Raw genomic sequence first — 24,574 nt, forward strand, 5'->3', positions numbered from 1 at the left:
TAGGAAACTAATACCTCTTTTTTTCTGTCCATTTTTTCCAGTCCAGTATAGTTGCTGTACCTTTTATCCTGGTAGTAATGTCACCAACATTTGGTGCTTTGTATTTTCCAGCAAATTTAAGCTTAAAATCTTCAATAAATTCAGTAATATCCATTTTGTCAAAATCTAAACTCTGCAATTCTGTTAAAGTTAATCCCCGGCAATTAGGATTGCTGCCACTACCAAAATTCTTTTCTGTATTACTGATAAGTCCCTTGGCATATAATTGCTTTCTTCCTTCAACCTGAATAACCTTTTGTAGTAAATTACCAAAACAACAATAATAATGCTTTACTACGGTCTTCATCATTCCCCTATTTTCTTTGCCAACATAGACACATAGATTCTTTTTACGATTTTCAATTAGTTGTTTCTCATCGTTATTGCAGTGGGCTCCTAAATGACTGCCCCAACCTTTTAAACTAACTGCACAGCAGTTGATATAACCAACAGCTTTCTTACTGCAATGACTATTAAAACCAGCAAATATTTTAAAATTAGAATCCTTTGAATCTTTTATTTGACTCACCATGTAAAGCTTGGAGGCTGAATCCATCATCTCACCGTTAGTCTCGTAACTTTTATCAACACAGTTGCCGTCTATACAAGGTATCCCCCTACAAACTAATCCTTCTTGACCATCTTTCTCAGTTAAACCAGTCCTTACCTTTTGACTCTCTACTTCCGCCGGTATCCATCTTTTACACGAAAATTCCCTTTGTAAGTTTACGCAATTACCATAACTATCCCATGTCAGACATTCCCTATCTGCTACAACGTAGCAATGTCGCCATTTAACACAATCGTTTTTCGATGGATAGACTTGACAAGTCTTGCCATAACCATATTGCCAACACGGTCTAGTAATTTTTACCCCCTGAACGATTTTCTTACTATTAATATCCAAACATACCCTAGAAGTATCAGCACATTCTACACTCCCTACCTTGCCATCATGCATCCGGTAAGACGGAGTAAACTTTGTTCTAACTCCATCAGTGTACCTAGTCGCCTCCGCCATGGCAGAATTACTATCAAACATCAGTAACATTGCTAGCAGTAAGGCTACTAGCAATATTAACCCTCCTATGGTTCGGTGATATTTAACGTACATTTCTCACTCCAATTTTCTTGCCAGTTTAAACAAATACGCTCACTAACATCTAGATTAAAACTTACCTTATTTGATCCAAGAGTAATCGCCTTAATCTCCAGTCTATTTCCTCCCTGCCTAATGTAAGGCAATAAATCCACTACCTCAACCCTAGACCTATCCGCTATATAATCTAAACCAAGGGCATATTCACTAACACCAGTATTAACTTTTGGATAATTAGTGATGACATTCATTCTCCTACCAAACTTACCGGCATATTTTCTCCTCCCTTTAGTTGTAACTTCTTTATAACCATTGAGAAACAAGTTGTTGCCGCTACTTGGACCAACAAATACTACCGCACCATTTAATTTAATCATAATGAACGTACCGTAAGTAAGATCAGTTAACTGTAATCTATTAATCGTCATCACATTAGTAGCTACATTAAAATCTATGTACCAATTTGCTTCATTAGCACTATAAGTCGTTCCACTCGATTTATTTATCAGACCAAAACATACTGTACCTCCACCATAACTACTTATCCCACCATCAGAACCATATTTTTCTGCAAAACTAATACGTTTAATTGAACCTGCTATAGCCTGATTGTGCTTCATATTCGAGCCATTTACTGTCAGTTCGGCTACCTGCTCAGCAAAATGCAAACATTGCAGTATTAATTCATCAATGCAACGGTATTTGTTACGTAGTTCCTCACATATAGTTTTATCATAGACTGTATCTCCTTTATTTCGGTCAAGCTTTGTTATTAGCTGGATATGATATTGTGGTTCTATTTCCTTATTTCCTTTAACTTGCTTACAATCAATATCTAACCTTTTTAAAAAACCTAATAAGCTTGACATCATTTGTCCTGTTGCTTCAGTTATTTTACTTGCATCGTCTTTATGTCTCATCATTCCAGGTTTAGAGTAATCAACTAGATATTCATTAATCCAAGCTTCTTTAAATGATTCTCTTATTCCAGAACCTTCAAGCTCTTCTGCTCTGATATTACTTAATTCTGACCCCTTAGATCTTGCCTGCCTACTCCCTACTAGATCATTAAAACCTGCTTCAGATTCAGCTCCTTTTACTGCAGCTGCCTTTTGTCTTTCTAAAACTTGTTCAAAACCTTTATAGTTCTCTATTTTTTCATTAAACAATGGATCTACTTTATTGACATTAGTTTTAGCAGTAGGTTCAGTATATACAGCTAAACTAGTTAGATGCCAGAAGGGTAGCGAGGCTACACTGAGCTTTAGCAAGCAACAACTCACATAGCAAAAGTTTTTAAATGTTATTTTGTAATTATTTGTCATTTTAAACTTAACCATTTCTCAGTAACCTCTCAGCTTCTTGTGACAAATCACCATTGATCGCAAACTTCTCTAAAGCCTTTCTTACCCCTATACTGCCAGTAATCTTATCGTAAGTAACTTTGCAAAATTTACCAAAACACCCATCTAAATAACCTTCTTGTTTAACCAGCAAAATAGCTGGCACAACATTAATATCAAACTGATCAAAGGCTTCGTCATCTATTTGCATACTACCTACTTCACCATTTTCTGATATTGACATAACTAGTTTGGTAAGTTCTTTAAAGCTACCATTGGGCAATCCCTTAAATACCAATGTTCCGCCATATTTGACTGCTTGCTGATGATAGGTCTTAAGTAAATTACCTGGCATCCCGCTACTTACAAATATCTTAAGAACTGCTGGATTGATAAGGTTTTTGTCCACTAATTCTTTGTTACCGCAATTTTTCCCTTGTTTCAAACAATGCTGCTCATCTAACTCACGCAACTTTTGTAAAATAGCTTCTCTTGTTAACATTTGTCCTGCATGTCTCAATTCTTTAGTCCAATCTTGCTGCTGCTCAGTTATCTCAATATTTTTTATGTTATTTAGCAATTCACTATTAGTGCTGCCAATATTTTGTGCTATAGTTAAGTGACTACTGCTAAATAGTAATGCAACTAAAATGCACAACAATTTTTTTTGCGCCATACTAAATACCCCCAATCTTGTCCGTCATACGGATATTCTTTAAATGTTGAATACATCATGTCACTTAAACCTAATGGCCAGCAACCAATGCCGCTGGATGTTGATACTGGGTTGACCATCTGTAGTTTATATTGACTCTTTTTGATCTTTAATGCCCTGGACTTACGACACAATTTACCGCCACCTGTCATATAAGTGTTTTCATCAGTTGACGTTTCCTGAGCTAACCCTATTCGGTGCATCTTGGCAATTATTCGGGTAGCTAGTAAACTGCTACTCTGAACTCCACCAACATGATCAGCATTTGCCCCAGAAAATGGATACATATTACCCCAGCAACCAGCACACCAAAACATGCTATCTAACGGCAATCTGACTGTACTACTTGCACAATCTAAGACACAAGCTGCCTGGGCTATAGGGTTGGCAAATAAAAAAGCTTCAGGATTTAACAAACTCTGCAATTTTTCATCATTCCAAGTAACATCAAACTCACTCATATAAGCCACATCAAAGGTATTTTGTTCCAAACAAATAAAATCAGTTATAAGCTCAAGCCAATAAATCAGTGGGTAAATATAATAATGAACGTGATAGAAACTATCGTGAACATGCCTATCATCATATCCTCTATTAAAGCTACTAATCCTTTTTGCATCAGATCCAATAGATACTCCACCAAGATTAGTCATACAATAAGGTGTTCTTGTAACATCAATAAGTCTTACTGGTTCCCAAAATCCTATTGCTATTCCTGGTACAGGAATATTGGCTTTAACACATAAACAAACTGGTGATGAGGGATTTTTTGTATCTCTTTTTTTAGGCATAACACCGCTACCAATATTAATGCTATTACCTATACTTATTGGTAATATGCAGCTCCAACAAATGTCAGTAATTGGATTGACAAAATGCCCCTGACATGTGATACTGGCAGATACTGAAAATGGCATAAAAATAGCCACTATCAGTATGATGCTTAACCGTGTCTTTGCGCCTTGAGCTGGGTCGCCAAACTTTCTGCTCAAGGCTGCATTATTGATATTTGTCAATGTTTTTACCCCTATTACATCATTTAAATTCAAATTCCTCAAAAGGATTTAGTAATTTCACTCCAAATTTATTAAAATGTTTGGTATTACGAGTAACTAAAACCATATCATGAACTATTGCTTGGGCAGCCAATTGGCTATCTATATCATTTGTTCCATCTATTACTAATAACTCAGCCCATTTTTGACAGACAGCTAAATCAACATTTAATATTTTATTGGAATAGGTTATTAGTATTTCTTCTAGCCAATTCTCTAAATTTAACGCTGTTAATTTGTCAGTTTTAGCTTTCTTTAGTATCCCCTTTTTTATCTCCCCAACACTAATGCAGCTAATATATAATAACTTCGTAGGAATTTTATCAATCCATGCAAGCACTTTAGGATTTGGTATCTTTCTGTTTAATTCTGAAAGTATATTGGTATCAAGCATATATCTAATAATTCAACATCTCTAGCTTTGCCTTGAGCTCTTTCAAATAAATCTTCTTCGTCACCAACAGTTTTAGGTATTGATAAAAGCATTTCTTTAAAACTTTTCTTTGGAATTCTTGCTTTGTATTTTTCAGCAGAAACTATATATACTACGTCTCTAGATGACTTTACTATCTTTTGCATTTCACCATGCAATGCACTATCAACTAATTCCTCAAAATGTTCCTTTGCTTCTTGTAACTGCCATTTTTGCATAATTCACCTCTAATTTTATTAATTTACTTATAATACCATTTTATTAGCTATGACCATTGTACATTATAACTGTTTTTTTACGACCACTAATCAATTTTTACTTCTTTTATTCTTAAAACTTTTCCTTCCTGCTGAATTATCGCTGGTACTTGCTCAATTTTAAATTTTGTTGTTAAAACTCCTGCTTGATCAAAATATACTTCTCTATTTAGTTCTTTTTGCAAATCCAGTGGTCTACCAGCTATTAATATTAATTTGTCTTCTTCCTTTATTACCCCATTGCTTTGTTGCTGCTTAAACCACTCTATTTGCAAGCTATCTTTACCATTAATAAATATTAGTTTCTTGTCTAAATTCATGTGATCTAGTGGATTAACTCTTGTACCACTTGAATAAAGTAGTTTGCCATCAGGTAAGATAATATCCTCTTTTACTATATAGCTTGGCTCATAGGTAAAACTCTGTGCTTTCTCAGTTCGTTTTATATTTGTAACAAGAACAGGTTCCTCTATTCTATTTTTAGCAATCTCTAACATTTTTCTTTGCTCCTGTTTTATATCAACTAGCTTTAGTTTTCTTTGGATCATCGCTAAAAATCCTTCTTCTTTAACCTCAAAAATTGTTCCATATATACCGAAATCCTTGGCAATGGTTATTTGTGGTAGTAAGATTACTAAAGCTATTATTAGTTGTTTCATTTCTATTTAGTTCACTTAGTTTTTTATGTTTATGTCGCCTCAATTCTCTTGTATTTTCTTCAAATCTTTACCAAATTCTCGGTAGTGTTCGGCAATTTTTGGATTGATATCGAGCAACGTTTTGTTTGTTAGCAGCATACCGTAAAGAACATCAATATCTTTTGGATGTAAGTAATCAAGTCCTGCTTTTATTACTAACCCTCCTAACATGATCTTTTTTCTGGTGTCTTGTTTACGTTTTAAATAATTAGCATTTTGGTTACTATTTTGGCTATTAATTTGGTTGTTACTCTGATTGTTCATATGATACCTGTAGTTGTTACAATCATTACGAGATTGTGAGTTTGTATTTGAGTTTATATTTTGTTTATTCGTTTTGCTATAAAACGGATAATTAATTGTGTCGTACATTGTTAATTCCTCTATATTTATCGGTTATTATTTAATTGCTTGTTATTTGATAATTATGGTTGTTTATTAGTAATTACCTCTCCTAAATTATTATTTTCTATATTTGGTAGTGGTATAGTTAACATATATGTTCATATTAGTGCTAGGTTATAAGAACGAACAACCGTCATCGCGAGCCACGAAGTGGCTTGGCGATCCAAATAAACAGCGTGCTGTTGCAACTTTTGGATTGCTTCGTCGCCTAAAGTGGCTCCTCGCAATGATGGCATGGACTCCGTCCAAACCCATCAATGGACTTCGTCCATATATGACGGTTAGAGAATTTATTCAATCTACAACTGTAGCACTAATATGAACGTATATGTTAAGTGCTATAATTCACCATATTTGCTTGCCAAGACTTTTACTGCTTCATCTTTACTTAAGCCCCTACGTTTTGCCTCAAGTAAATATTTAAAATCAGCTGCTTCTGTTGAGTATAATCCTTGTGAATATGGATCTAACTCAAGTCGTCCAACAACTTTTAAGCCGGTAGATATAAGCAGCATCTCTGCATATTTACCTGGTACCAAACTAATAGATTCAATCAAGGGCATAATATCTTTAAAGCTTTCTGAAGCACTCAATGAGCTTAGTCCTTTTTCATCTTGCTTTAATATGACCAGCCATGAACTATTTTCTAAAATGCTTCTGCGTTCATCACTTCTCTGGAAATCACTAAAATTTTGTACGCAAATAACTAATGAACCACCATATTTTCTAACCGTTCTGCCAAAGCTTTCTAGGAATTTGGCTGAATAATCTAAAATCATCCAAGCCTCATCAACGATCAGTAAAAATTGTTTTGATCTATCACCACATAAAAATTGCATTGTTACTTGCATCAATACTACTTGTAATATTACACCAAGTAATACTGGATCATTCTTTACTTCCTCAAACTCAAATATAGTTAGCATTTCTTTAAATGAAGCAGTCTTGCCTTGCTTAAAGAATTTACCATGTACTCCTTTTTCAGTATAAGGATATAATGTTTCAGCAAGAGCCTTTGCAGCTTCTCCTTCCAGTTCTTCTAGTACTTTAGCAAGTTTGCTAATATCGAGTTTGCTGCCATATTTTCCTATGCCTTCACTTATTGCTCGCTCAATGATAGCTTCCTTATGAGCGTCCTTGCTAATGCCGCACATGCTACTTATAATGCTCTTGGCATAAATAATACTGTCCTTAGTAACAAAATGATTTTCTATTTGTAATATTTCTATTTTTTGATCTAAGACTAAATCTTGATCATCGTCTTGTTTTGCTTGCCATTGCTCTTTGGCAATATTATGATCTTGATGCTTAGTACTAGCACTCAGCATTTCAATTTGTTCTAAGGATAACCAGGTAACCGAACCTATTTCTACCAAATGACAATTTCCCTCAATCATAGAAAGAGCCTTAGCATGTTTGTTACCGCTACCTGCTATTTGAGCAAAAGGATTTAAAGAAATATTATTATGCTGATTGAATCTAATCGTTTCTCCGCCAATTAACTCACAAATATTTTGATAACTACCACCTATATCTAAAATAAATACGGCAAAGTTTTGGGCTAGCATTGAGGTAGCTAACTCCTGCAAAAATACTGACTTACCAGAACCAGATGGTGCCATGACCGATACGTTGTAATTACCGGCATTGATTCGAACAAATGGATTCCAATTAAATAGCTCCCCTCTACGTCCTAGTAATAGTACTCCGCTTTGCATAACTCCCTTCCATTCTCCATGTATGGGTAATTTAGCTATTACTTCCTTAGCCTGAGCAATTTTAACCAACTGAAAATGCTGTAAGAAGTTCCAACTAATCAGCTGTTGCATTGGTAATATGGATAACATTGCTGGTAATTGTAGGTTTTTGTTAATTTGTAATTGGAAGTCATTCGCGTTGTATAGACTCGTTAAGCATTCCTGGGCTATTTCTATTTCGCTTTCAGGAGCAGTAATCATTATTTGCAGAGACTCTGTTAAAAATTGTTCACCATTTTTAGCTTTAGCAATTATCTCTCGCCACTCTAGTGCTTCTTTTCTTAAATTAGTATCATGCCTTGCATACCATTGTTCAGCAGCATGGATGCTTCTATGTCCTCTTGCTAGAATTTTTGAGCTTTGCATTTTACTTACATTATTTGCTACTGTGTAACTAATTATTAGCCTAGCTGGTAAACCATAATCATTTGTTGAGCCAAGTAAATTAATCATCTCAAGTAATGACCACTGTTCTGGTAGCATACTTGGGTAAAAACATTTAGACACTAACTTGTTAGTTGATAATTTGTTTATCTTTAACCTATTATCGCTGTAAGTACTATCCAAATGAATTAGACAATCTTCTTGCACCATAGTTCTTGAGAGTGGTGTCAATATTTGACTAGCTAACGGATTGATTGGATCATATTTACGACTTAATCTTTCTTGCATTTGCATTTGAGCTATATCAGCTGCTACAAACATTAACTTTTCAGCATCACATATACGGGGAGATAGTTTTATTGATTGCAGCTTTTTCACTAATTTGCTTTGAAAAGCTACTATTTCTTCAATAGATATCACACTATTACTACTGTCATTTTTTTTGCTAAAAGAAATATATATCCTGAAATCTTTAGCCATCCTACCATGTGGATTAGTAAAATCTTTGGCACATTTACTAACATATTCCTTACGAAATTCTGTTAATTGCTGTAACATCTGATTAGAATTACTTCTAGCATTACTCCATAATTCCAGCTTTTGCTCTATGTTATGGCTGGCAATTAGTAAAAATTGTAAATAACAATTTGCTGGTAATTCATTGTTAAAAAATAGGCTTAAGTTTTTTTCTAAATTAATATCTGTTCCAACTATCGGAGCTATTTCTAACATGAACCCTATTATATTATTTTCATTAAAGAAAATATTGTATTTAGGGTCAAAATATCGGTAGCTTAAATATGGAGCTAAAGATTTTGCTCCTTTGGTATTATCATTGATATGTTCTTGCAACAGTTGTGTACTGCTGTAATTTACTTCTGCAGGAACTGTAAGACCGCAAATATTTCCTATATTTTGTAAAAAACTAACTATCTTCATATAATTGTTCTTCTTTCTCATCTATAATGTTTTATTTTTGACATAGAGTTATTTGATATATAACAAATTGCCATTTTTAAGTAGTTTCTGGTCAGTTTCTTGCTGCAACTTTACTTTATGAACTTTATTAATTTTAATATCAGGTTTTTCTGTAAGGTTTTTAACGTAGCACTTCCTTCCTTTACATTGTGTCCTTTCCTTTAATTCAACTTCAGTAATTTCTCCACTATTGATTTTTTGATCAACTATGCTCAAAGGCATGCAATCCAAACCACTTGCATCTCTGCAAGTAAATGATGAACCATAAACACCACAGCTAGATAAACTAAATAACATGATAATAAGCAGGACTTTTGGGTAAATTTGTTGTATTATTTTTCTTCCCGTTATTACTATTTTCTCTGTCATTATTGTTCTCCCGTTATTATTCTTCTTCATATTTCTTGTTTGCTAGATTTCCTTGTTTCCTTTCTTGTTTAATTTTTTTATGGGTAGTTAATTCCCCAATAAAAAAGCCTTTGGTGAAGATAACATCTACCTTTACCCCACCAGGTACAGTAAGAACAGGTGACATACTTTCTGCCATTCTTAAATAATAATCAGCTATTTTCTCAGCAGCATTAGATGCACCTGATAAAGCACCATTTGTTAGCATATCCTTAAAACCTTTCTTTTGGGTTGCAACTGCTCCAAGACTTGTTATCGCCATGCTCTCTTGACCTTTGCTACTTTGGCTAAGTCCGCTAATTACTCCACCGATCAAAGCATTTTTTATATGCTTACTACTAGTAGCTACTATTTTGCCCTTAATACCATTCATACCATCTGATCCATGCACAAGACCTGCTATATTACTGGTGGTTATTAGTTCTGTAGTTGGGTCAATGCAGATCATTTTCTCTAGACGAATAGTTGCTCTTTCACTTGATAAGTCACCATAGCTACTTCCTAAAATGCGGCAGGTAGTGATATCAAGATTAAAGTTCTTTGGTAAGTTGCCTCTTGCCGTTAGTCTAATTACTACAGGACTAGCATTTTCATCAGGAGTATTTAATGCGGTAGATACTGCAAGACCACCTAATAAATAACCACTAACATATGAAGTCTCTGGAATGTAAATTTTAGCATCTTTTGGTTTTTCAAATTCTATTTGGCTATTTAAGTCTACGGCACTAATATTCGTATCATTAGTCAAATCTTTGACATTTTGCTCTGCTTCTTGGTGAATTTGCTGCATTCTTTTTAGCTCTTCTGTGCTACTAATCAGCTCGTTCTTAGCAAAGTTTAGTTGAACCTGCATTTTAGCTAGTTCCGATTTTATCTCCTCTTGTAATTTTTGTTCTTTTTCGATAAAGTTTGTTTCTGCCCCTTGTAAACGTTCATCAAATTTACGTTTATTGTCATTTAGTAAGTCCTCAAAGTGGTTACGCCACATTTTCTCTGGGTCTAATGCTTCACTTGCCACCTCTAATTTTGGTTTAGGATTGTCATTAATAATTGCTTTGTGCTTATTCTTTCCCTGCATTATGCTGATCAGAACAAGTACAGCAATAATGCTAATGCCAAAAATCAGTAATAATAAATTATACTGTTTGGCTCGAATATCCTGATTAGCAATAACTTCTCCAGTATTGTTATTCCTTGTTAAAAATGGTATTCTTTCTTTAAGTTTAGCAAATATTTTCATATCAATCATCGGTTTGCTCCTTTGCTACTATCCAGACAAATCCTTTGGCTTTAGGAGGAAGTACGGTTTTTTCAATAGTGGTAGCTAAACAAAAATCAAATAGATTGCTAAAATACGCTTCTTTTAGGTTCTGTGAAGTTTTCTAACGAAGCCATATAAAAGCTCCAACAAATTGCAAAAAAGACAAGAAAGCAGTAGCAGTTTTATCAAATCTCGAAAAAATTCGTCTAAAATGTTTAATTTTACCAAAAAAACATTCGATCGAATGACGTTCTTTATAGATATGTTTATCGTACTCCCTTTGCTGTTTTCGGTTCTTTTTTGATGGAATAACAGCTATACAATTTTGCTCTTCAAGCTGCTCAATAAAAGCATTGCTATCATATGCCTTATCGGCAAGGAGCATAGTATTTTTAATATCTTTAACCAATGAGTTGGCTTGTGTAATGTCATGTCTTTGACCTGCAGTTAAAATAAACTTTAAAGGATTACCAAGAGCGTCAACTAAGGCATGGATTTTAGTAGTAAAACCTCCTTTACTACGCCCTAAAGCTTCTTGATCTTGGCTATCTTTTTTATAACCTGCTGAGCATGCATGGGCACGAACTATAGTAGCGTCAATCATTGTTGATTCCATGTCAGGATTAGCTTGTACTTGCTCAAACAAATCGGTCCATATTCCTTTATTAGACCAAGTTTTAAACCTCATATGCACTGCTCGCCATGAACCATAAACACTCGGTAACAACCGCCATTGGCATCCTGAACGTGTTATGTACCATATTGCTTCAATAAATCGTCTAAGCTTATCCTCATTTCTTGTTTTTATATCTTTTCTTTTTCTTAATATTTCAATAATTTGTTGCCATTCTCTGATTTTTATATGATAATTCATTCCGGTAGTGTTTTTGATTGTCTAAAATAGAAAATACACTACCTCTCCTTCTTTTTAATTTATTTTTTTACAAAACTTCACAGAACCTAGATGAATTAGTTTTTTAGAGTTTTTGTTGGTGACGTTTAGTCTTGCCCCAATAAATTTACCAAAACGATAAATCCTATCTTGCTCTATGGATAGCCCGATATTTTGCAAATGATTAATTTTTCTCTTTACTCTGATTACATAATATTTATCTTCTTTATCCAAGATCATACTCCTTATCATCCTTGCAATTTCTTGTTCTTGGGATTGTACTAACCATTTATTGTCAAGAGATGAGGCGAAGATGTTAGATGACTTATTATAAAAATTATCCATGGAGACTTTGATAATTTGCCCTTCTATATCTTCCACTTTAAGTATTAAATCAGCAACATTCCCAGAAGAATTAACTAAGGCTAGTTCAAAAGTTTCAGGAGCTAGAACCTTCGGCAACAAAAAAATATTTTGTGCTTTATCATCAGCTATTATTTTATATTTACTTTCATCACCAATAATTTGTGCTATAGCTATTTTACCAAATTCTATTCTATTAACGTTACTTGCACTTATTTTAGTCTTGATTTTACTTCCTGGTATATATTCAAATTCTTGAGCTGCAAGTACTCCGCTACTCGTTAATATCATGACAATCATTAGTGTTATTCTGATCATTATTTTGCTCATCATTTTATTCTCAGTTTTCTTATCTTTTATTTTTTATCTTTATAATTTTCTCTATTATGCTGTACTGACTCTGCTTCTTGATTTTCGTTGATTCTTACAAATTCTTTGAGTCTAAGTTGCCCGCCTAGCCATTCATAAGATAATTGATAACAAGCAGGACTTACCTCAAAGCCTTTATCACCAAATCTAGATGTCAGCATGCCAGCTGCTATTACTTGCAAGTTCTTACTATCAACTTCTAAATTCTTGATGGAAAAATATGTTGATAAGGCAAATTTTTTGTATTTTTCTTTGCTATCAGCAAAATAGTTTTGGATATTCTTCATATAAGTAGCATCACTTTGGGATATATATTTAAATATGATAGAGGCTTTGTAATCTACTATTTCTGGATTTAAATCAAGAAGCAGCGGTAGGTACATTAGGCTTGTTTCTTCCAGATATCCCTTAGAAACCCCGTTATTGCTAGTCCATACTTCTTGGCTAAGACTTGGTACCAAAATTACTTTTTCATTGCTCGTCAGTAATTTAACTGATAACCCTAGGCAACTAACGCAAAGTAGCATTGTTAGTATTAAAAACAAATTTCGCTGTCTTGTTACTTGCTGGATGTTACCTATAGCTACTATCTTTTCCATTCTTTAATCCCTAGTTATTCATATCTATTTACACTTAAATTTAATATCACTACATAAACAACCTTATATGAGACTCTGGTAAATTTGTTGATATAACCAGCCTACTAAATGGTAGATGCCAATAGAGCCAACGTTGGATTATGCCAAGCCACCATTTATCCATAAACCATCCACCTATCGCAAAACCAATGGCACTTGCCAAAAAAGACCACAACACCCCTTTAAAACATAGAAGGATTAACCCAAAACTAATACCCCCTACTATTGAGCCAATAGATATGTTCCAAAATCTCACCGGTTTGTTTAAGCAATTATTAAATCGTACTCTTTCCATAATTAAATCTCGTAAGTAAAAAAATTAAAAATCAAATATTGTTATAATTTATCCTTGATTTAAGCTATAGCAGCCAGTATACCCATACAAATAGCACTACTACCGACAAAAACCGTACCGCCACGAATTACTCGAACACGACCATCACCTTCAGACATGAGGGCTGTGAAAATACCACCAAGCCCAGCTCCATAAATCCAGTAATCCGTTGCAAATTTTACCAGTGGTTCAGTAACACCTTTGCCAAATCTACCTAAATCTACCGCTAAACTTTCAGAGGCAATAGTGCTAAGTAAAATGATAATTATTCCATAGCTGAAATGTGAGAGAGTATTGCTCCAATTATTATCTAGGCAATGCTGATTTTTTTGTTTGCTAGTTATTTTATTAGTTGTGTTTGGTATGTTCTTCGAATCCGCCATAATCTTCCTTTTTTATTAATTGTTTGCTATTGCTTTTTCTTACTACTTTCTACTGTGTAGCAGCATAACTAAGCTTAAGATGATAAATTATGTGATTCTCTTGAAAATAAATAGGTGTCATTATCACCCATTGTTTTTAATGCAAAAAGTTTTAAAGTAAGTGGTTGTAGAGGATTATGAGATTTTTGTAAGACTAGTAAGTTTTATAGGGAATATTTTGGCTTATTTGTTGGGACGAATTATAAAAAGTACTGCCAAATCAAAAATTAGATTAACGGTAAGTAACATTTAATTTAACTGATCTAGATGCAGGTTACAGTGGTTATTTTTCCACTGTCTCTTATTTGCAGCTTCTTTGGTTTTTTAAGAAAAATATTTGATTTTACTTTCCAATTTGCTTTACTCCTCTTCTAATATGGAATAGGTGTGGTGTTGATAGCACTTAATATCTTTAAGTTTGTTGTTAAGTTAGTAAGTGCCATCTAGTTAACTAACAAGTACAGAGGTTAGAATAAAACGCAAATTTTACCAAGCTAACCTCTAGTACCCCATTTTTTTGTAACCTAAAAAACGGTAGGAAAATCATATGACTAATAACGACCAAAATCAACAAAAAGAAATTATTAACTTGCACGAGATTCAGCCAAAATTGCTTGAAGCAAGGTTAACATTAACAAAGGTATTAGAAACGCTTTGTGCTAATGATGAGCTAATGCAGAAAGTATACGACTATTCAGGTGATAGTACTACAATCATTATATGGTATTTACAACAAGTCATAAAATACCTAGATGCCATCATTGCCAATAATAAAGTGATACTTGATGCTTTATCTGGTAAATTTTAATAAAATTATTTACCCTTGCTTTTTTAAGATTGTAGCTATTTAAGGTAATAAAATAGAAAATATGTGGCAACTTGAGTGTACCACGAAGCGTGGATAGACTAGCTGTTGAGAAAACAGCCTTAGAAGTGTTGACCTAGCACACTAAGTATCGAGCCTTGGGCAGAAATTGGTAACAACTATACTAAGCGTAGGCAGAGATATTGCAGGCCGTAGTGATTGAGCCACGTAAAGGCATTTACGAGACCGCAGACTTTGTTCAAGTAAAGGAATGCAAACATTACCTATATCGTAAATTTAGGCAGGTATAGGTTAGGTCTCCGAGGTCAGAGAGCATGGCATGTAATAAAAGTTTATCTATGAACGTGGGATATCCTATAGCCTCTTCTATTTTAGAAGTATCAGCCGACAAGAATAAAATTCAAGGGAGCTGAGAGGGGATATTATGTACTAGATGAATGGATTAAAAAAGTAGTTACCCAGCATTGTAAGGGAAATGTAGAGTTATTTCGCTACTGTGATGATGCGGTGATATGCTGTAGATATGAAGAGGATGCAAAGAAGATTAAAGCAGTTCTTGCAAGACGACTTGAGAAGTACAAACTTAAGCTCAATGAAGAAAAGACCAAAATGGTCAGATTTTCAAAGAGGTAGTTGTCTCGAGGTCTAAAACAGGAGTCCTTTGATTTTCTAGGATTTACCTTTTATCTAGGAAAGTCTAGGAATGGTAGAATAATACCTAAGGTAAAGAGCAGTGGAAAAAGAATAAGAGTCAAGTTAAAGAAAGTTAATGACTGGTGTAAAGGCATTAGAAACAAATACAAACTATCTATCATATGGGCAACATTCTGCAGTAAGCTTAGAGGACATATCCAATATTATGGAGGGTCGCACAATTGCAATGCAGTAGATAGTTTCATATGGAAGGCGGTTAAAATAATGTTCAAATGGCTAAACAGACGCAGTCAAAAGAAATCTTTTAACTGGGAACAATTTAAACTATTTATTACACGCCATCCTTTGCCAAAGGTAAAAGTATATCATGTTTGTTTAAGTGTACATACCGTGTAAATGATGATATCTTGAACCCATTGCCTTAATAGGGTACGATGCGGATCTAATGAGGGGCGTAATAGGTGACTATTACGTCTACTCTACTATTTCTAATTAATGTTGTCACACATTAAATCTTAATTAGCTAAATTATGTGCTTATTTAATAATAATTTTAGTCACTGTCTCTAGTTCAACACTACTATAATAAATTTTATAAAAAAATCACTAATCGTGCAAAAAACCTCTGTACTTCTGGGATTAATGAGGATATCTGTGAAGATGACGCTACGTAGTGTGGTGTTAAGCACTGAGGTTAGAAGCAATAATCACAAAATTTTTAAATCTAACCTCAGTGTCTATTTTCCTAACGAACAATAGGGACTAATTGTATGACGAGCGATGTCAGAAATCAACAACAAAATGATTCACAACAAAATAATTTAACAAATGAAAAAATAAATAATATCACTAACATTGCTGCACAAATACTTGGAAAAGTTTTGCAGAGCAATAATATAACTTATATAGAACTTATCGACGTTCATATAGGTTTAGAAGGAATTGCAATACTTGGCAAAGTGTTAGAACATAATAAGCTTATAACCGCATTACGTCTTTGCAACAACGATATTGACTTTGAGGAACTAAGTTTGCTTATCAAACTGTTAGAGAATAATCATAGTTTGATTAATATAGATATTGAATATAACAATATTGGGGTTCAAGGGCTAGTCACACTAGATGAATTTCTAGAAAATAATAAAACTATAAAGCAAATAAGTTTTAGAGGCAATGATATTGGTGATGAGGGAGCAGATATACTGGCAGACCTTCTAACAAATAATGAAATTATAAAGCAAGTGGATATCTGTAGCAATAATATTAGTGATAAAGGAGCAATCATACTAGCAAGACTTCTAAAGAATAATAACACTATAAAGACAATATGTCTCAATAATAATATTATTAGTGATATTGGGATTGTCCAGCTTGTTAAAGCTTTGGAAACTAACAGAACCATCAGCCAAATAAACCTCAGCTATAATAATATTACTGACAATGGAGCAATAGCACTGATAGGACTTCTAGAGTCTAATAATAAAATTACAAGCAGAATAATAATAGATTTCACAGATTTTGACAATGAAAATATTAGTTATCAAGTAGAAGAGCTGTTAATTGAGAGTCTAGAAAGCCACAACAAAAAACTAGGGATATAATTTTAAAAATATTCATCTTTTTCAAAATAGTAAATGCTTGAAAGTAGTAGGATTTTAGTTTAATATAACTTATGATTAAAATAATGTGTTAGGTATTTTATGGAAGATATTCATAATTGGCAGTCAAAATTTGAATCTTGTGAATATGTTGAGAGGTTACTCAATAAACTAACTCAGCTTAACCAGCAAGTAAAGCAACCAGTAGATATTGATGAAGTTAAAAAGGGTATTTATTACGCCAAAAAATATCATGGTGTGCAGAGGCGACAATCCGGAGAGCCGTATTACTCTCACCCGATAGAAGTAGCGTACATGGTGGCACAGCACACAGCATTAGAAATACCCCCATATTTCAGGACTGATATGATCGTTACCAGTTTACTGCATGATACTATTGAAGATACAGCTCTGACTAAAACTATGATTGATAATATCTTTGGTAGTCAGATTGCTAATCAGGTAGAAGACTTAACCAGAGTGAAGGTAGACAGAAAAATTAGTGCAGCAGAAACGGTAGAATTATTATGGGTACAAAAAAAATATGATGTCTTAATCATTAAGCTATTCGATAGAATTCATAATGTAGAAACTATTGGGGTAAAATCGCCAAAAAAAATTAAGAAGATAATAGAAGAAACTCTTAGCAGATTTATGAGTCTTAGTATCTACCTTGGAAGCCCAAAAATTGAGCAAATATTAGTAAGGTTATGTTTTAAGAATATGCAGATACAGAATGATCACCAAACTTTACATGATAATTTCCTGCTTCCTTCTCTAGTTTCACAAAGTAAAATACTCCAAATCCATAACCTATTGCCATAGATACTATAATCAAGGACACTCCCCATTGCCCAAAATATTTCTCACAATAGATAATTCCAAATGATGTAGTGATATGCATGATAGCACGAGATATAGCGTATATAAAGCCACCATAAGTAAAGCGTTTAAAAATGGGAATATGAGTATAAAAGACAGGGGTCGCTGGATTAGTGCTAAGTACAAATAACATAAAAAATGATTGAAGTGCAAATAGATGTAATGGACTGTTTATATGGCTTAGCAAGTAAGGACAAAGCAAAGCAACCGGACAGAATATAAACAGTTTTGCTTTCAATATCTTTAATGGATGTATTTTATAACTTAAATACATTAATAATATATAGCCAACTAAATTCACCATTGATACGATAAAATTTTGATTAATTACTTCTTCTGGTTTATAACCAAACTGATTTTTAAGAATATTTCCACAATAAATATATGTAAAATAAAAACATAGTGGCCATCCACACTGTATTAAAAATAAAGCTATAGTTGTTTTTTTACTTACTTTCTCATGCAATATAGGGTCACCTTGTAATTTAACCATACTTACACCTGATTTAGCTAAGATATTTTTTAACCGACGTGTTGCATCTGCAAAGTCCGTTGTTTCTTTTAGTGCTGTTCTTGCAATACCACCAACCATTGCAATTAGTGCTCCGAGCAAAAATGCAATACGCCAATTAAATTGATATTTAGTTGTAATGGATGCAACACCTAAAGCTACTGTTCCTCCTAAAATAGAAAAAATTGCAATTAACATTACAGCCGGATATTGTATAGGTGGTTTTACGAATTCAGTTAAATAAATCTCTGCACCTACTATTTCTCCCATAGATGACATACCCTGTAACATGCGGCACATGGTAACTAACCATGCGGCGACTATACCTATTTGTTCATATGTTGGAAGAGTAGCAATTATAATGCATGAAATAGACATAATAAAGGTTGTGATAATCACTATTGGTTTGCGACCAATTTTATCACCGATCCTACCGAAAATAAGTGCCCCTACAGGTCTTAAAACAAAAACTGAGCAAAATGCAAAAGCAGACTGCAATGAAGAGGTAAAAGGATCGCTTTTTGGGAAAAAAAGCTCATTTAGAAGAACCGCCATATGTACATATAGCATCAGATCAAAATACTCTAAAAACGTTCCAACTGAAAGTAACCCAACAGCTTCTTTCTGTTCCTTGGTTAAGCTCCTTTGTTCTTGCTGATGTCCTATCATTTTTCTACCTTACATTTTTATTCTAGTACTAATAAACATAGTGATGGTTTGGCTAATGATAGCAAGAAAAAATAGATGTAGGAAATTGAAATAATAAATTTTTGCTTGCAACAATATCACGGTACTCAAATAAAAGCCTAATAAAAAATAGACCAAGAGTATTAATTGTCCTCTAATGTTTTGATAGCTAAGGCGTATAGTTCTTGTTCTATCCATTCTACCCGAGCTAGTTTTGCCAGCGGGATAAAGTTCTTTAAAGTATCAAAAGCGATTCGTTTCTGTTTTTCTTTTGACTTAATATAATGAAGAGTTTGCATATTATGTAACCTATCAGCAAGCTTGATATACCATGCATCCGTATCTTCCGGATACAACAATTTCTGCAAAGCATGCTCTCCTTCAATTTTTACTTTTTTTGTTGTAATATCATCAAGCTTCGTTAGTTTGTCAACTAATTCTGCTATTTTTGTGCCAAATGAAAACCGTATCTGACTAATAGTAAGTGCTGTATCCTCTACAATATCATGCAATAAGGATGCTGCTATTATTTCAGTTTTACAGGAAATTCCGGCTGCTATTAATGCAACCTGCATTGGATGATGGTAAAATGACTCGCCAGAGTGTCGTTTCTGATCTGCTTGATGTTTAATAACGTATTCTAATGCCCGTGTTACAACAGGGATATCTATTATTGTACTGTGCCTTTTACTACATGTTTTAATTTTATCTAAGAACTCCTGTTTCAAAGATTCTTGTAGTTGTTGGCTATGAGGATGTAGCAGGATAATGACTTTTTGTTCGGTCATAAACGACTCCCTATTGAATGTTTACTCTGAAACTTGCTTAGTTATTACTTCGTCTATTAGCGAGGAGGCATGAGCTGGTGAAACAATCTAAGAATAGTTAAATTGCCACGACCACTACGCGGTCTCGCAATGACGAGTTATAAATGCATACGTCATTGCGAGGAGCTACTTTTAGTAGCAACGAAGCAATCTAGAAAAATGATTAGATTTGGATTGCTTCGTAGTGCTTACGCACTTCTCACAAGAACGATATCATTCTTGCTCGTGTAATGCCCCTGTTATTGGCACTTCATCCGTAGTTTCAGATAAACAATAAAACGTTGGTTCAACAAAATTACTCCAGTATTTTATTCCAGCAGCATTAGATTCTTGAATAGTTTGATAATATGAATGATCTGATACTTTCTTAACAAAATAAGCAAATGCCTTACCTCTAGACATCATCTCATCCCATAATATGTCTTGTCTACCTTCTATGCCTAGTTTATGTTGGGCAATTTCTGGCAAACATTTTTTGGCTATATCTAATATTTGCGGTGATATTGACCTTGTTGCCATTAGTTCAATTGATTGTTGATCTCCTAACTTTGCTCCTATTAGCAGAGTTAAATCAGTAAGGAAGTCATCTTGAACAGTACCATAACCTTTTCTTAGATACTCTGATAAATATGAAGCAACCTCTTGTTTCCCTGCCACTAAATGTAAGTATAAATTCCAAGCAGTGTCTTTTCGGTCATCATTAAATAATTCTTGGTATTTTGCAAATTCAGGCTTTTTAACTTTTTCCAACTTTAGTATATCTGAGTGATAATCTTCTAAAACGCTTGCAACATTAATTTGATATTTCTTACTTAAATAGTCATGAATTTGTTCTTGAACATGCCTTGATGTATCAGACATATGTGTTATACTATATAAAAATTTCTTACCTGGCATAGTTACCTCCTATTTACTTGAGTGTTGTTTAATTGTAATTTTGATGTATTTACTGGTGGCGGTGTATTAGATGGAGAGCCTCTACTCATAAACTTTTCTATCATACTACCTACTTTTTTAGTTGTTTCAGTTTTCATTTTTAAAGACTCATCCCTCAATAAAGGTAATTGTGGCTTTACCGGAGTTAAGCCTAATTTTTCATAACCACCACATATTTTTACAAGGTTTTCTAACTCTTCCAATGCTGTACTACTTGCATCTGCTGTTTTTTCTTTTTGATATGCTACCGCATGGGTATAATAATGTCTTGCTACTGACCTAGCAGCTAAAGTGGGATCTTGCTCGACAAGCTGTTGTAATAATCCTCTTTGCTGATCTCGCAAATCAGTTGCCGGTTGTAATTCATCCAAGATTGTTTGATACTTAACAATTGCTTGCTCAGGAGACATGTCATAGATACACTGAAAATTTTCTGACATTTTTTCAAATAATTGTCGATTAGCAACATTATCACTATTTTCTGTTAGCTGCACTCCACGTGATATCATTTCCGCTTGTCGTTTTGCTAATTCATAATGCTCAGCTGTTTTCTCTAATGTTTCTTCGGCTAATTTTAGCTTATCAAGATGATATTGCTTTTTTTCTTCTTGTATTGACAAATCACTATTAACAATATTAGCAGTAACTATCATATCCTGAGCAGTAGTGATATTTTGAGAGAGGTCAATTTCTTGTCCCTTATTTTTTTCCAAAGCTAACATCATTTCTCGATATTTACCTTGGGTTACTGGCAAACTATAGACATGCCTTAAATGTTCTATATAGCCTATTGCTTCATCTCCTTCACCATTAAATCTCACTGGCTTTGGACTACTGATCTCTGATAATTTACCTTGACTATCATAATGAGCAGTAAAATATACAGCTCGATCCTTGGCAATATTTCGACCATTTTCATCTTTTACAGCTAATGACAAATGCATAGGACCGCTTTTATTTGCCAATTCTGTTGGTAGGTCTATAGTTCGATAGCTATTGATTTGTTTAAATGTGCCATCTGACAAAGAAACTATGCTATTAATTTTATGAGTTGTTTCCTTGATAGTAGCTAACTCATCACCTGAATTATTTCTTACTATTTGGCTTCTGACATTGTTTTGCTTATCACCATCTTGCCAATTTATTGTATGAAATTGATCGGCAAAATTATGATGAACATTCTTATATCCTGCTATCTCTGTTTTTTCTAATTCAGCTTTAACTTTACCATCTAGAAATGCTTGATCAATTATTACTCGGTTATTGACATTTTTCAGATATTCAGCAAGTTTCTGATCATCATAGTCAATTACTGTTATGTCATAATACTGGGCTATATATTCTCTTAAAATACCACGCTGTTTTTGTAAGATTTCATGCCTGATGGCTTCGGTAATGGGGTCTAAGTCTTCTATACCCCCAAAGCTGCTACTAGCTGAACCTGCTAAAATAAACAAGTCTTGTGATTCTTCTGTTTGTTCTATAACCTCATTACTATTCTCTTGAGGACTATTAATGGGTTGCGGGTTATCTTTCATAATTCTTCTACTATTTTGCAATGATGTATGTGCCTATAACTCGTCATTGCGAGACCATGTAAGGTCGTAGCAATCCATAAAGTAATTAGAAATGGATTGCTTCGTCGTAGCAGTGCTACTTCCTCGCAATGACGCATATATACCGTCATTGCGAGGAGCTACTTTAGTAGCGACGAAGTAATCCAAAGCTTCTTGCAATGACGTTGATATTGGTAATATTTACGTTATAAAACTGCAAAAATAATAGAGTTTGACTAGAGGGAGAGATTTGTGTATGATCATAGGTACACCTCAATAAGGGTTATAATTTAATAGCAATAGCTATTGGATTAATTTCGCTAGTAAGTACTTTTCGTCTGCAAAACTTCTGAGTACTTACCTAGTTTACGACCTAAATGTAACATTCAAATTTTAGCCTTATTAATAAGCTAAACGCTTGAGTGTTACACTGGCTCTTTTGGTTTGAGACTTATAGCTAATCCGATTAGCATTACTCCGTCATTGAGAGTAGTCACTTCGTGGTGACGAAGCAATCCAATCTAATGAAAATGGATTGCCACGACCGCTCACGTGGTCTCGCAATGACGAAAGTGCTTTTTACCCAAATGTCATTGCGAGAAGTGCGTAAGCACTACGAAGCAATCCAAATTTAATCATTTTTTGGATTGCTTCGTCACAACTAAAGTGGCTTCTCGCAATGACAGTATGTTGCAAAGTGGCTTCTTACAATGACGCCAAAGCTAAATACTAATCGGATAGTTAAAACAAAATGTGTATTTTGGTTTAAAAAATTAGTCAGTAGTTACTGAACTCTCTTTTTTTTGGTCTCATCCTATTTTAGAGAGTTTAATATAATTATTTTGGGGTGTCAAGAAAATTTACCGCGTTTCGCTGAAAATAATTATGAGCATTTCTGAAAACATTAAAAACTTTTTAAGACTAAGGCTTAAAGATAAAAAGTTAAGAAGAAAGGATCTTATACAAGGTAGTGGAATTGCTTCTTCAACATTAAGTAATATCACTAAATCTAAACATTATAGTCCTGTACTTAAAACTATTATTACTATTGCAAACTACTTTGAATGTTCTATGGATGAAGTTGTTGGCAGAAATACACATATTTCTCTAAACATAGAAAATTATAAATTCCAAATAATCGATTCAGAACGTATTGGTGTTAATTTAAAAAAATTTCTTACTAAAAAACTAAAAGAACTAAATTTGAATCCTTATAAGCTAGCTATAGAACTTGGATTTAATGAGCATATTATCCATGATTTTGTAAAGGAAGATTCTTTGCAACAAACTTTAGGTAGTGCCGTAACTATAGCCCTAGCAGATTATTTTCAAGTATCACTAGATGAAATGATTGGCAGAATTAAGGCTACTGTTTCTGACAATGATAAGCCTTCTCAGCAAAACCCCGATTGTGACAGTGATTTGAAATAATAATTTATATCTATTGTTTCCTTTACCAATTTGAGTGAGATTTAACTTAAAAATTTCTTTCTTGCTTTTCTACTTGGAAATAGTGTCTTTAGAAAAATAGTTTCTTTATTTTCTTTAATGTAAGGTACAGCATATACTTCAGTTACTACTCTTACATATAAAATCTGTTGATCAGGATATTGCTCTTGATTGTGATGTTTCGTTATATCTAGCAGATTTCCATCTGCTATAGCCTGAATTATTTCTTCAAAACCTATTCCCCTTTCAAGTAATAATTTCGAATTTTTCTCATAATTATATCTAAATTTAATCAACTTACACTACCTAACAACATCTATAATCTTGTGGCTTCTTTATGAATCAGCATATTAATATATGTTTGATATGCTAATCCAGCCTTTGAAGCTTTAATTTTTATAGCTTCAATATCCTGTTGGGCTACTCTTATGGTAATCGGGTGTTTTTGCTTTAGATGTGTTTTAGCCGCATTTTGAAATAGACCAATATCCTCATGGTTTTTAATACTAGATTGTTTTTCAAAATTAATCTCTATTTCTTGTTCATATTTATCTAATTTGTAGTGCATAATTTTACATAGTTTTTATTTAATGACTATACATAGTATGTACATACTATGTCAATATATTTTAGAATTATTATATAAAAACATTATATTGACTTTAGATGTGTATATATATTAAAATCTAAGGCGGGATTACTGTAAAGTAATTCTAGAGGTTCGAAAGCCTCTATCTAACGGCGGTATGCATCAACCGTAAAAATGATGCTTCTCGGTCTTTTATGGTCGGGGGGATGG

28 protein-coding genes are annotated in these 24,574 nt (G+C 33.6%); 7 read left to right on the forward strand and 21 right to left on the reverse strand.

Features of this window, described 5'->3' with window-relative positions; all coding sequences use genetic code 11:
* Positions 1-7: 7 nt before the first annotated feature.
* The 8 genes from traN to AAGD39_RS04000 all read right to left on the reverse strand — a co-directional run bounded on the left by traN (position 8) and on the right by AAGD39_RS04000 (position 6,011).
* A complete protein-coding gene (traN, locus tag AAGD39_RS03965) occupies positions 8-1,153 on the reverse strand; it encodes a conjugal transfer protein TraN (protein WP_341756123.1) in 1,146 nt (381 codons plus the stop codon).
* Positions 1,126-2,478, reverse strand: coding sequence for a hypothetical protein (locus AAGD39_RS03970; protein WP_341756124.1), 1,353 nt, complete (start codon positions 2,476-2,478; stop codon positions 1,126-1,128). Before AAGD39_RS03970 ends, traN begins: the two co-directional genes overlap by 28 nt.
* Entirely contained in the window at positions 2,471-3,157 is a 687-nt protein-coding gene (trbC, locus tag AAGD39_RS03975) for a type-F conjugative transfer system pilin assembly protein TrbC (protein WP_341756125.1), read from the reverse strand. The genes AAGD39_RS03970 and trbC overlap by 8 nt, the downstream gene beginning before the upstream one ends.
* A complete protein-coding gene (traU, locus tag AAGD39_RS03980; RefSeq protein ID WP_341756126.1) occupies positions 3,127-4,245 on the reverse strand; it encodes a conjugal transfer pilus assembly protein TraU in 1,119 nt (372 codons plus the stop codon). Before traU ends, trbC begins: the two co-directional genes overlap by 31 nt.
* Positions 4,232-4,645, reverse strand: coding sequence for a type II toxin-antitoxin system VapC family toxin (locus AAGD39_RS03985; protein WP_341756127.1), 414 nt, complete (start codon positions 4,643-4,645; stop codon positions 4,232-4,234). Before AAGD39_RS03985 ends, traU begins: the two co-directional genes overlap by 14 nt.
* Positions 4,615-4,902 (reverse strand): type II toxin-antitoxin system prevent-host-death family antitoxin, encoded by a 288-nt coding sequence (locus AAGD39_RS03990; RefSeq protein WP_341756128.1) that lies wholly within the window; start codon positions 4,900-4,902, stop codon positions 4,615-4,617. Before AAGD39_RS03990 ends, AAGD39_RS03985 begins: the two co-directional genes overlap by 31 nt.
* An 86-nt stretch (positions 4,903-4,988) precedes the next feature.
* Positions 4,989-5,600: a type-F conjugative transfer system protein TraW gene (gene traW / locus AAGD39_RS03995; protein ID WP_341756129.1), complete on the reverse strand. Its 612-nt coding sequence runs from the start codon at positions 5,598-5,600 to the stop codon at positions 4,989-4,991.
* A gap of 39 nt (positions 5,601-5,639) precedes the next feature.
* On the reverse strand, positions 5,640-6,011 hold the full coding sequence (locus tag AAGD39_RS04000) for a conjugal transfer protein TraD (RefSeq protein WP_341756130.1): 372 nt from the start codon (positions 6,009-6,011) through the stop codon (positions 5,640-5,642).
* 127 nt (positions 6,012-6,138) lie between these two features.
* Between AAGD39_RS04000 and AAGD39_RS04005 the strand changes: the two genes are divergently transcribed.
* Positions 6,139-6,366, forward strand: a complete 228-nt coding sequence (locus AAGD39_RS04005; RefSeq protein ID WP_341756131.1) for a hypothetical protein — start codon at positions 6,139-6,141, stop codon at positions 6,364-6,366.
* 16 nt (positions 6,367-6,382) lie between these two features.
* Here AAGD39_RS04005 and AAGD39_RS04010 read toward each other — a convergent pair whose 3' ends face one another.
* From AAGD39_RS04010 to AAGD39_RS04035, 6 genes are all read right to left on the reverse strand, one after another.
* Complete coding sequence (locus AAGD39_RS04010) at positions 6,383-9,145, reverse strand: TraC family protein (protein ID WP_341756132.1); 2,763 nt, start codon at positions 9,143-9,145, stop codon at positions 6,383-6,385.
* 27 nt (positions 9,146-9,172) lie between these two features.
* A complete protein-coding gene (locus AAGD39_RS04015; RefSeq protein ID WP_341756133.1) occupies positions 9,173-9,532 on the reverse strand; it encodes a hypothetical protein in 360 nt (119 codons plus the stop codon).
* 16 nt (positions 9,533-9,548) lie between these two features.
* Positions 9,549-10,820 carry a TraB/VirB10 family protein gene (locus AAGD39_RS04020; protein WP_341756134.1) on the reverse strand — a complete coding sequence of 424 codons (1,272 nt, stop codon included), beginning with the start codon at positions 10,818-10,820 and terminating at the stop codon, positions 9,549-9,551.
* 133 nt (positions 10,821-10,953) lie between these two features.
* On the reverse strand, positions 10,954-11,706 hold the full coding sequence (locus AAGD39_RS04025) for an IS5 family transposase (RefSeq protein ID WP_341756107.1): 753 nt from the start codon (positions 11,704-11,706) through the stop codon (positions 10,954-10,956).
* A 54-nt stretch (positions 11,707-11,760) separates the two neighbouring features.
* A complete protein-coding gene (locus AAGD39_RS04030; RefSeq protein WP_341756135.1) occupies positions 11,761-12,420 on the reverse strand; it encodes a type-F conjugative transfer system secretin TraK in 660 nt (219 codons plus the stop codon).
* A 23-nt stretch (positions 12,421-12,443) separates the two neighbouring features.
* Positions 12,444-13,055: a TraE/TraK family type IV conjugative transfer system protein gene (locus AAGD39_RS04035; RefSeq protein ID WP_341756136.1), complete on the reverse strand. Its 612-nt coding sequence runs from the start codon at positions 13,053-13,055 to the stop codon at positions 12,444-12,446.
* Positions 13,056-13,195: 140 nt separating this feature from the next.
* On the opposite strand from AAGD39_RS04035, the gene AAGD39_RS04040 reads away from it, so the two are divergent.
* Positions 13,196-13,408, forward strand: a complete 213-nt coding sequence (locus AAGD39_RS04040; protein WP_341756137.1) for a hypothetical protein — start codon at positions 13,196-13,198, stop codon at positions 13,406-13,408.
* A 40-nt stretch (positions 13,409-13,448) separates the two neighbouring features.
* Here AAGD39_RS04040 and AAGD39_RS04045 read toward each other — a convergent pair whose 3' ends face one another.
* Positions 13,449-13,811, reverse strand: coding sequence for a hypothetical protein (locus AAGD39_RS04045; RefSeq protein ID WP_341756138.1), 363 nt, complete (start codon positions 13,809-13,811; stop codon positions 13,449-13,451).
* 586 nt (positions 13,812-14,397) lie between these two features.
* Here AAGD39_RS04045 and AAGD39_RS04050 point away from each other — a divergent pair.
* From AAGD39_RS04050 to AAGD39_RS04060, 4 genes are all read left to right on the forward strand, one after another.
* Positions 14,398-14,658 carry a hypothetical protein gene (locus AAGD39_RS04050; RefSeq protein WP_341756139.1) on the forward strand — a complete coding sequence of 87 codons (261 nt, stop codon included), beginning with the start codon at positions 14,398-14,400 and terminating at the stop codon, positions 14,656-14,658.
* Between the two features lie 459 nt (positions 14,659-15,117).
* On the forward strand, positions 15,118-15,309 hold the full coding sequence (locus tag AAGD39_RS07040; RefSeq protein WP_375359839.1) for a reverse transcriptase domain-containing protein: 192 nt from the start codon (positions 15,118-15,120) through the stop codon (positions 15,307-15,309).
* A 790-nt stretch (positions 15,310-16,099) separates the two neighbouring features.
* Positions 16,100-16,930: a hypothetical protein gene (locus tag AAGD39_RS04055; RefSeq protein ID WP_341756140.1), complete on the forward strand. Its 831-nt coding sequence runs from the start codon at positions 16,100-16,102 to the stop codon at positions 16,928-16,930.
* Between the two features lie 99 nt (positions 16,931-17,029).
* Positions 17,030-17,752, forward strand: a complete 723-nt coding sequence (locus tag AAGD39_RS04060; RefSeq protein WP_341756141.1) for an HD domain-containing protein — start codon at positions 17,030-17,032, stop codon at positions 17,750-17,752.
* Here AAGD39_RS04060 and AAGD39_RS04065 read toward each other — a convergent pair.
* From AAGD39_RS04065 to AAGD39_RS04080, 4 genes are all read right to left on the reverse strand, one after another.
* Positions 17,643-18,989, reverse strand: a complete 1,347-nt coding sequence (locus tag AAGD39_RS04065) for an MFS transporter (RefSeq protein ID WP_341756142.1) — start codon at positions 18,987-18,989, stop codon at positions 17,643-17,645. The two genes, AAGD39_RS04060 and AAGD39_RS04065, sit on opposite strands and share 110 nt — an antisense overlap.
* Before the next feature lie 161 nt (positions 18,990-19,150).
* Entirely contained in the window at positions 19,151-19,795 is a 645-nt protein-coding gene (locus AAGD39_RS04070; protein ID WP_341756143.1) for an HD domain-containing protein, read from the reverse strand.
* 252 nt (positions 19,796-20,047) lie between these two features.
* A complete protein-coding gene (locus tag AAGD39_RS04075; protein WP_341756144.1) occupies positions 20,048-20,731 on the reverse strand; it encodes a hypothetical protein in 684 nt (227 codons plus the stop codon).
* Between the two features lie 2 nt (positions 20,732-20,733).
* Positions 20,734-22,308: a Sca4 family protein gene (locus AAGD39_RS04080; protein WP_341756145.1), complete on the reverse strand. Its 1,575-nt coding sequence runs from the start codon at positions 22,306-22,308 to the stop codon at positions 20,734-20,736.
* A gap of 903 nt (positions 22,309-23,211) precedes the next feature.
* On the opposite strand from AAGD39_RS04080, the gene AAGD39_RS04085 reads away from it, so the two are divergent.
* Complete coding sequence (locus tag AAGD39_RS04085) at positions 23,212-23,757, forward strand: helix-turn-helix domain-containing protein (protein ID WP_341756146.1); 546 nt, start codon at positions 23,212-23,214, stop codon at positions 23,755-23,757.
* Between the two features lie 41 nt (positions 23,758-23,798).
* Here the strand turns inward: AAGD39_RS04085 and AAGD39_RS04090 are convergent, their stop codons facing one another.
* Together AAGD39_RS04090 and AAGD39_RS04095 are read right to left on the reverse strand one after the other, a co-directional pair.
* Entirely contained in the window at positions 23,799-24,071 is a 273-nt protein-coding gene (locus tag AAGD39_RS04090; protein ID WP_341756147.1) for a hypothetical protein, read from the reverse strand.
* A 20-nt stretch (positions 24,072-24,091) separates the two neighbouring features.
* A complete protein-coding gene (locus tag AAGD39_RS04095) occupies positions 24,092-24,343 on the reverse strand; it encodes a CopG family antitoxin (protein WP_341756148.1) in 252 nt (83 codons plus the stop codon).
* Positions 24,344-24,574: the final 231 nt, after the last annotated feature.

Source organism: Candidatus Tisiphia endosymbiont of Nemotelus nigrinus, from assembly GCF_964026475.1.
Taxonomy (GTDB): Bacteria; Pseudomonadota; Alphaproteobacteria; order Rickettsiales; family Rickettsiaceae; genus Tisiphia.

Bases quoted from the DNA above. Each gene is read 5' to 3' on its own strand.
- AAGD39_RS03985 (WP_341756127.1), bottom strand. From the start codon at position 4,645: ATGCTTGATACCAATATACTTTCAGAATTAAACAGAAAGATACCAAAT.
- AAGD39_RS04095 (WP_341756148.1), bottom strand. From the start codon at position 24,343: ATGCACTACAAATTAGATAAATATGAACAAGAAATAGAGATTAATTTT.
- AAGD39_RS03990 (WP_341756128.1), bottom strand. From the start codon at position 4,902: ATGCAAAAATGGCAGTTACAAGAAGCAAAGGAACATTTTGAGGAATTA.
- AAGD39_RS04020 (WP_341756134.1), bottom strand. From the start codon at position 10,820: ATGATTGATATGAAAATATTTGCTAAACTTAAAGAAAGAATACCATTT.
- AAGD39_RS04025 (WP_341756107.1), bottom strand. From the start codon at position 11,706: ATGAATTATCATATAAAAATCAGAGAATGGCAACAAATTATTGAAATA.
- AAGD39_RS04075 (WP_341756144.1), bottom strand. From the start codon at position 20,731: ATGCCAGGTAAGAAATTTTTATATAGTATAACACATATGTCTGATACA.
- AAGD39_RS04070 (WP_341756143.1), bottom strand. From the start codon at position 19,795: ATGACCGAACAAAAAGTCATTATCCTGCTACATCCTCATAGCCAACAA.
- AAGD39_RS04015 (WP_341756133.1), bottom strand. From the start codon at position 9,532: ATGACAGAGAAAATAGTAATAACGGGAAGAAAAATAATACAACAAATT.
- AAGD39_RS04065 (WP_341756142.1), bottom strand. From the start codon at position 18,989: ATGATAGGACATCAGCAAGAACAAAGGAGCTTAACCAAGGAACAGAAA.
- AAGD39_RS04035 (WP_341756136.1), bottom strand. From the start codon at position 13,055: ATGGAAAAGATAGTAGCTATAGGTAACATCCAGCAAGTAACAAGACAG.
- AAGD39_RS03970 (WP_341756124.1), bottom strand. From the start codon at position 2,478: ATGGTTAAGTTTAAAATGACAAATAATTACAAAATAACATTTAAAAAC.
- traN (WP_341756123.1), bottom strand. From the start codon at position 1,153: ATGTACGTTAAATATCACCGAACCATAGGAGGGTTAATATTGCTAGTA.
- AAGD39_RS04055 (WP_341756140.1), top strand. From the start codon at position 16,100: ATGACGAGCGATGTCAGAAATCAACAACAAAATGATTCACAACAAAAT.
- AAGD39_RS04000 (WP_341756130.1), bottom strand. From the start codon at position 6,011: ATGTACGACACAATTAATTATCCGTTTTATAGCAAAACGAATAAACAA.
- AAGD39_RS04005 (WP_341756131.1), top strand. From the start codon at position 6,139: ATGTTCATATTAGTGCTAGGTTATAAGAACGAACAACCGTCATCGCGA.
- trbC (WP_341756125.1), bottom strand. From the start codon at position 3,157: ATGGCGCAAAAAAAATTGTTGTGCATTTTAGTTGCATTACTATTTAGC.
- AAGD39_RS04060 (WP_341756141.1), top strand. From the start codon at position 17,030: ATGGAAGATATTCATAATTGGCAGTCAAAATTTGAATCTTGTGAATAT.
- AAGD39_RS04085 (WP_341756146.1), top strand. From the start codon at position 23,212: ATGAGCATTTCTGAAAACATTAAAAACTTTTTAAGACTAAGGCTTAAA.
- AAGD39_RS04010 (WP_341756132.1), bottom strand. From the start codon at position 9,145: ATGAGAAAGAAGAACAATTATATGAAGATAGTTAGTTTTTTACAAAAT.
- AAGD39_RS04040 (WP_341756137.1), top strand. From the start codon at position 13,196: ATGCCAAGCCACCATTTATCCATAAACCATCCACCTATCGCAAAACCA.
- AAGD39_RS04030 (WP_341756135.1), bottom strand. From the start codon at position 12,420: ATGATGAGCAAAATAATGATCAGAATAACACTAATGATTGTCATGATA.
- AAGD39_RS04045 (WP_341756138.1), bottom strand. From the start codon at position 13,811: ATGGCGGATTCGAAGAACATACCAAACACAACTAATAAAATAACTAGC.
- AAGD39_RS04050 (WP_341756139.1), top strand. From the start codon at position 14,398: ATGACTAATAACGACCAAAATCAACAAAAAGAAATTATTAACTTGCAC.
- AAGD39_RS04080 (WP_341756145.1), bottom strand. From the start codon at position 22,308: ATGAAAGATAACCCGCAACCCATTAATAGTCCTCAAGAGAATAGTAAT.
- traW (WP_341756129.1), bottom strand. From the start codon at position 5,600: ATGAAACAACTAATAATAGCTTTAGTAATCTTACTACCACAAATAACC.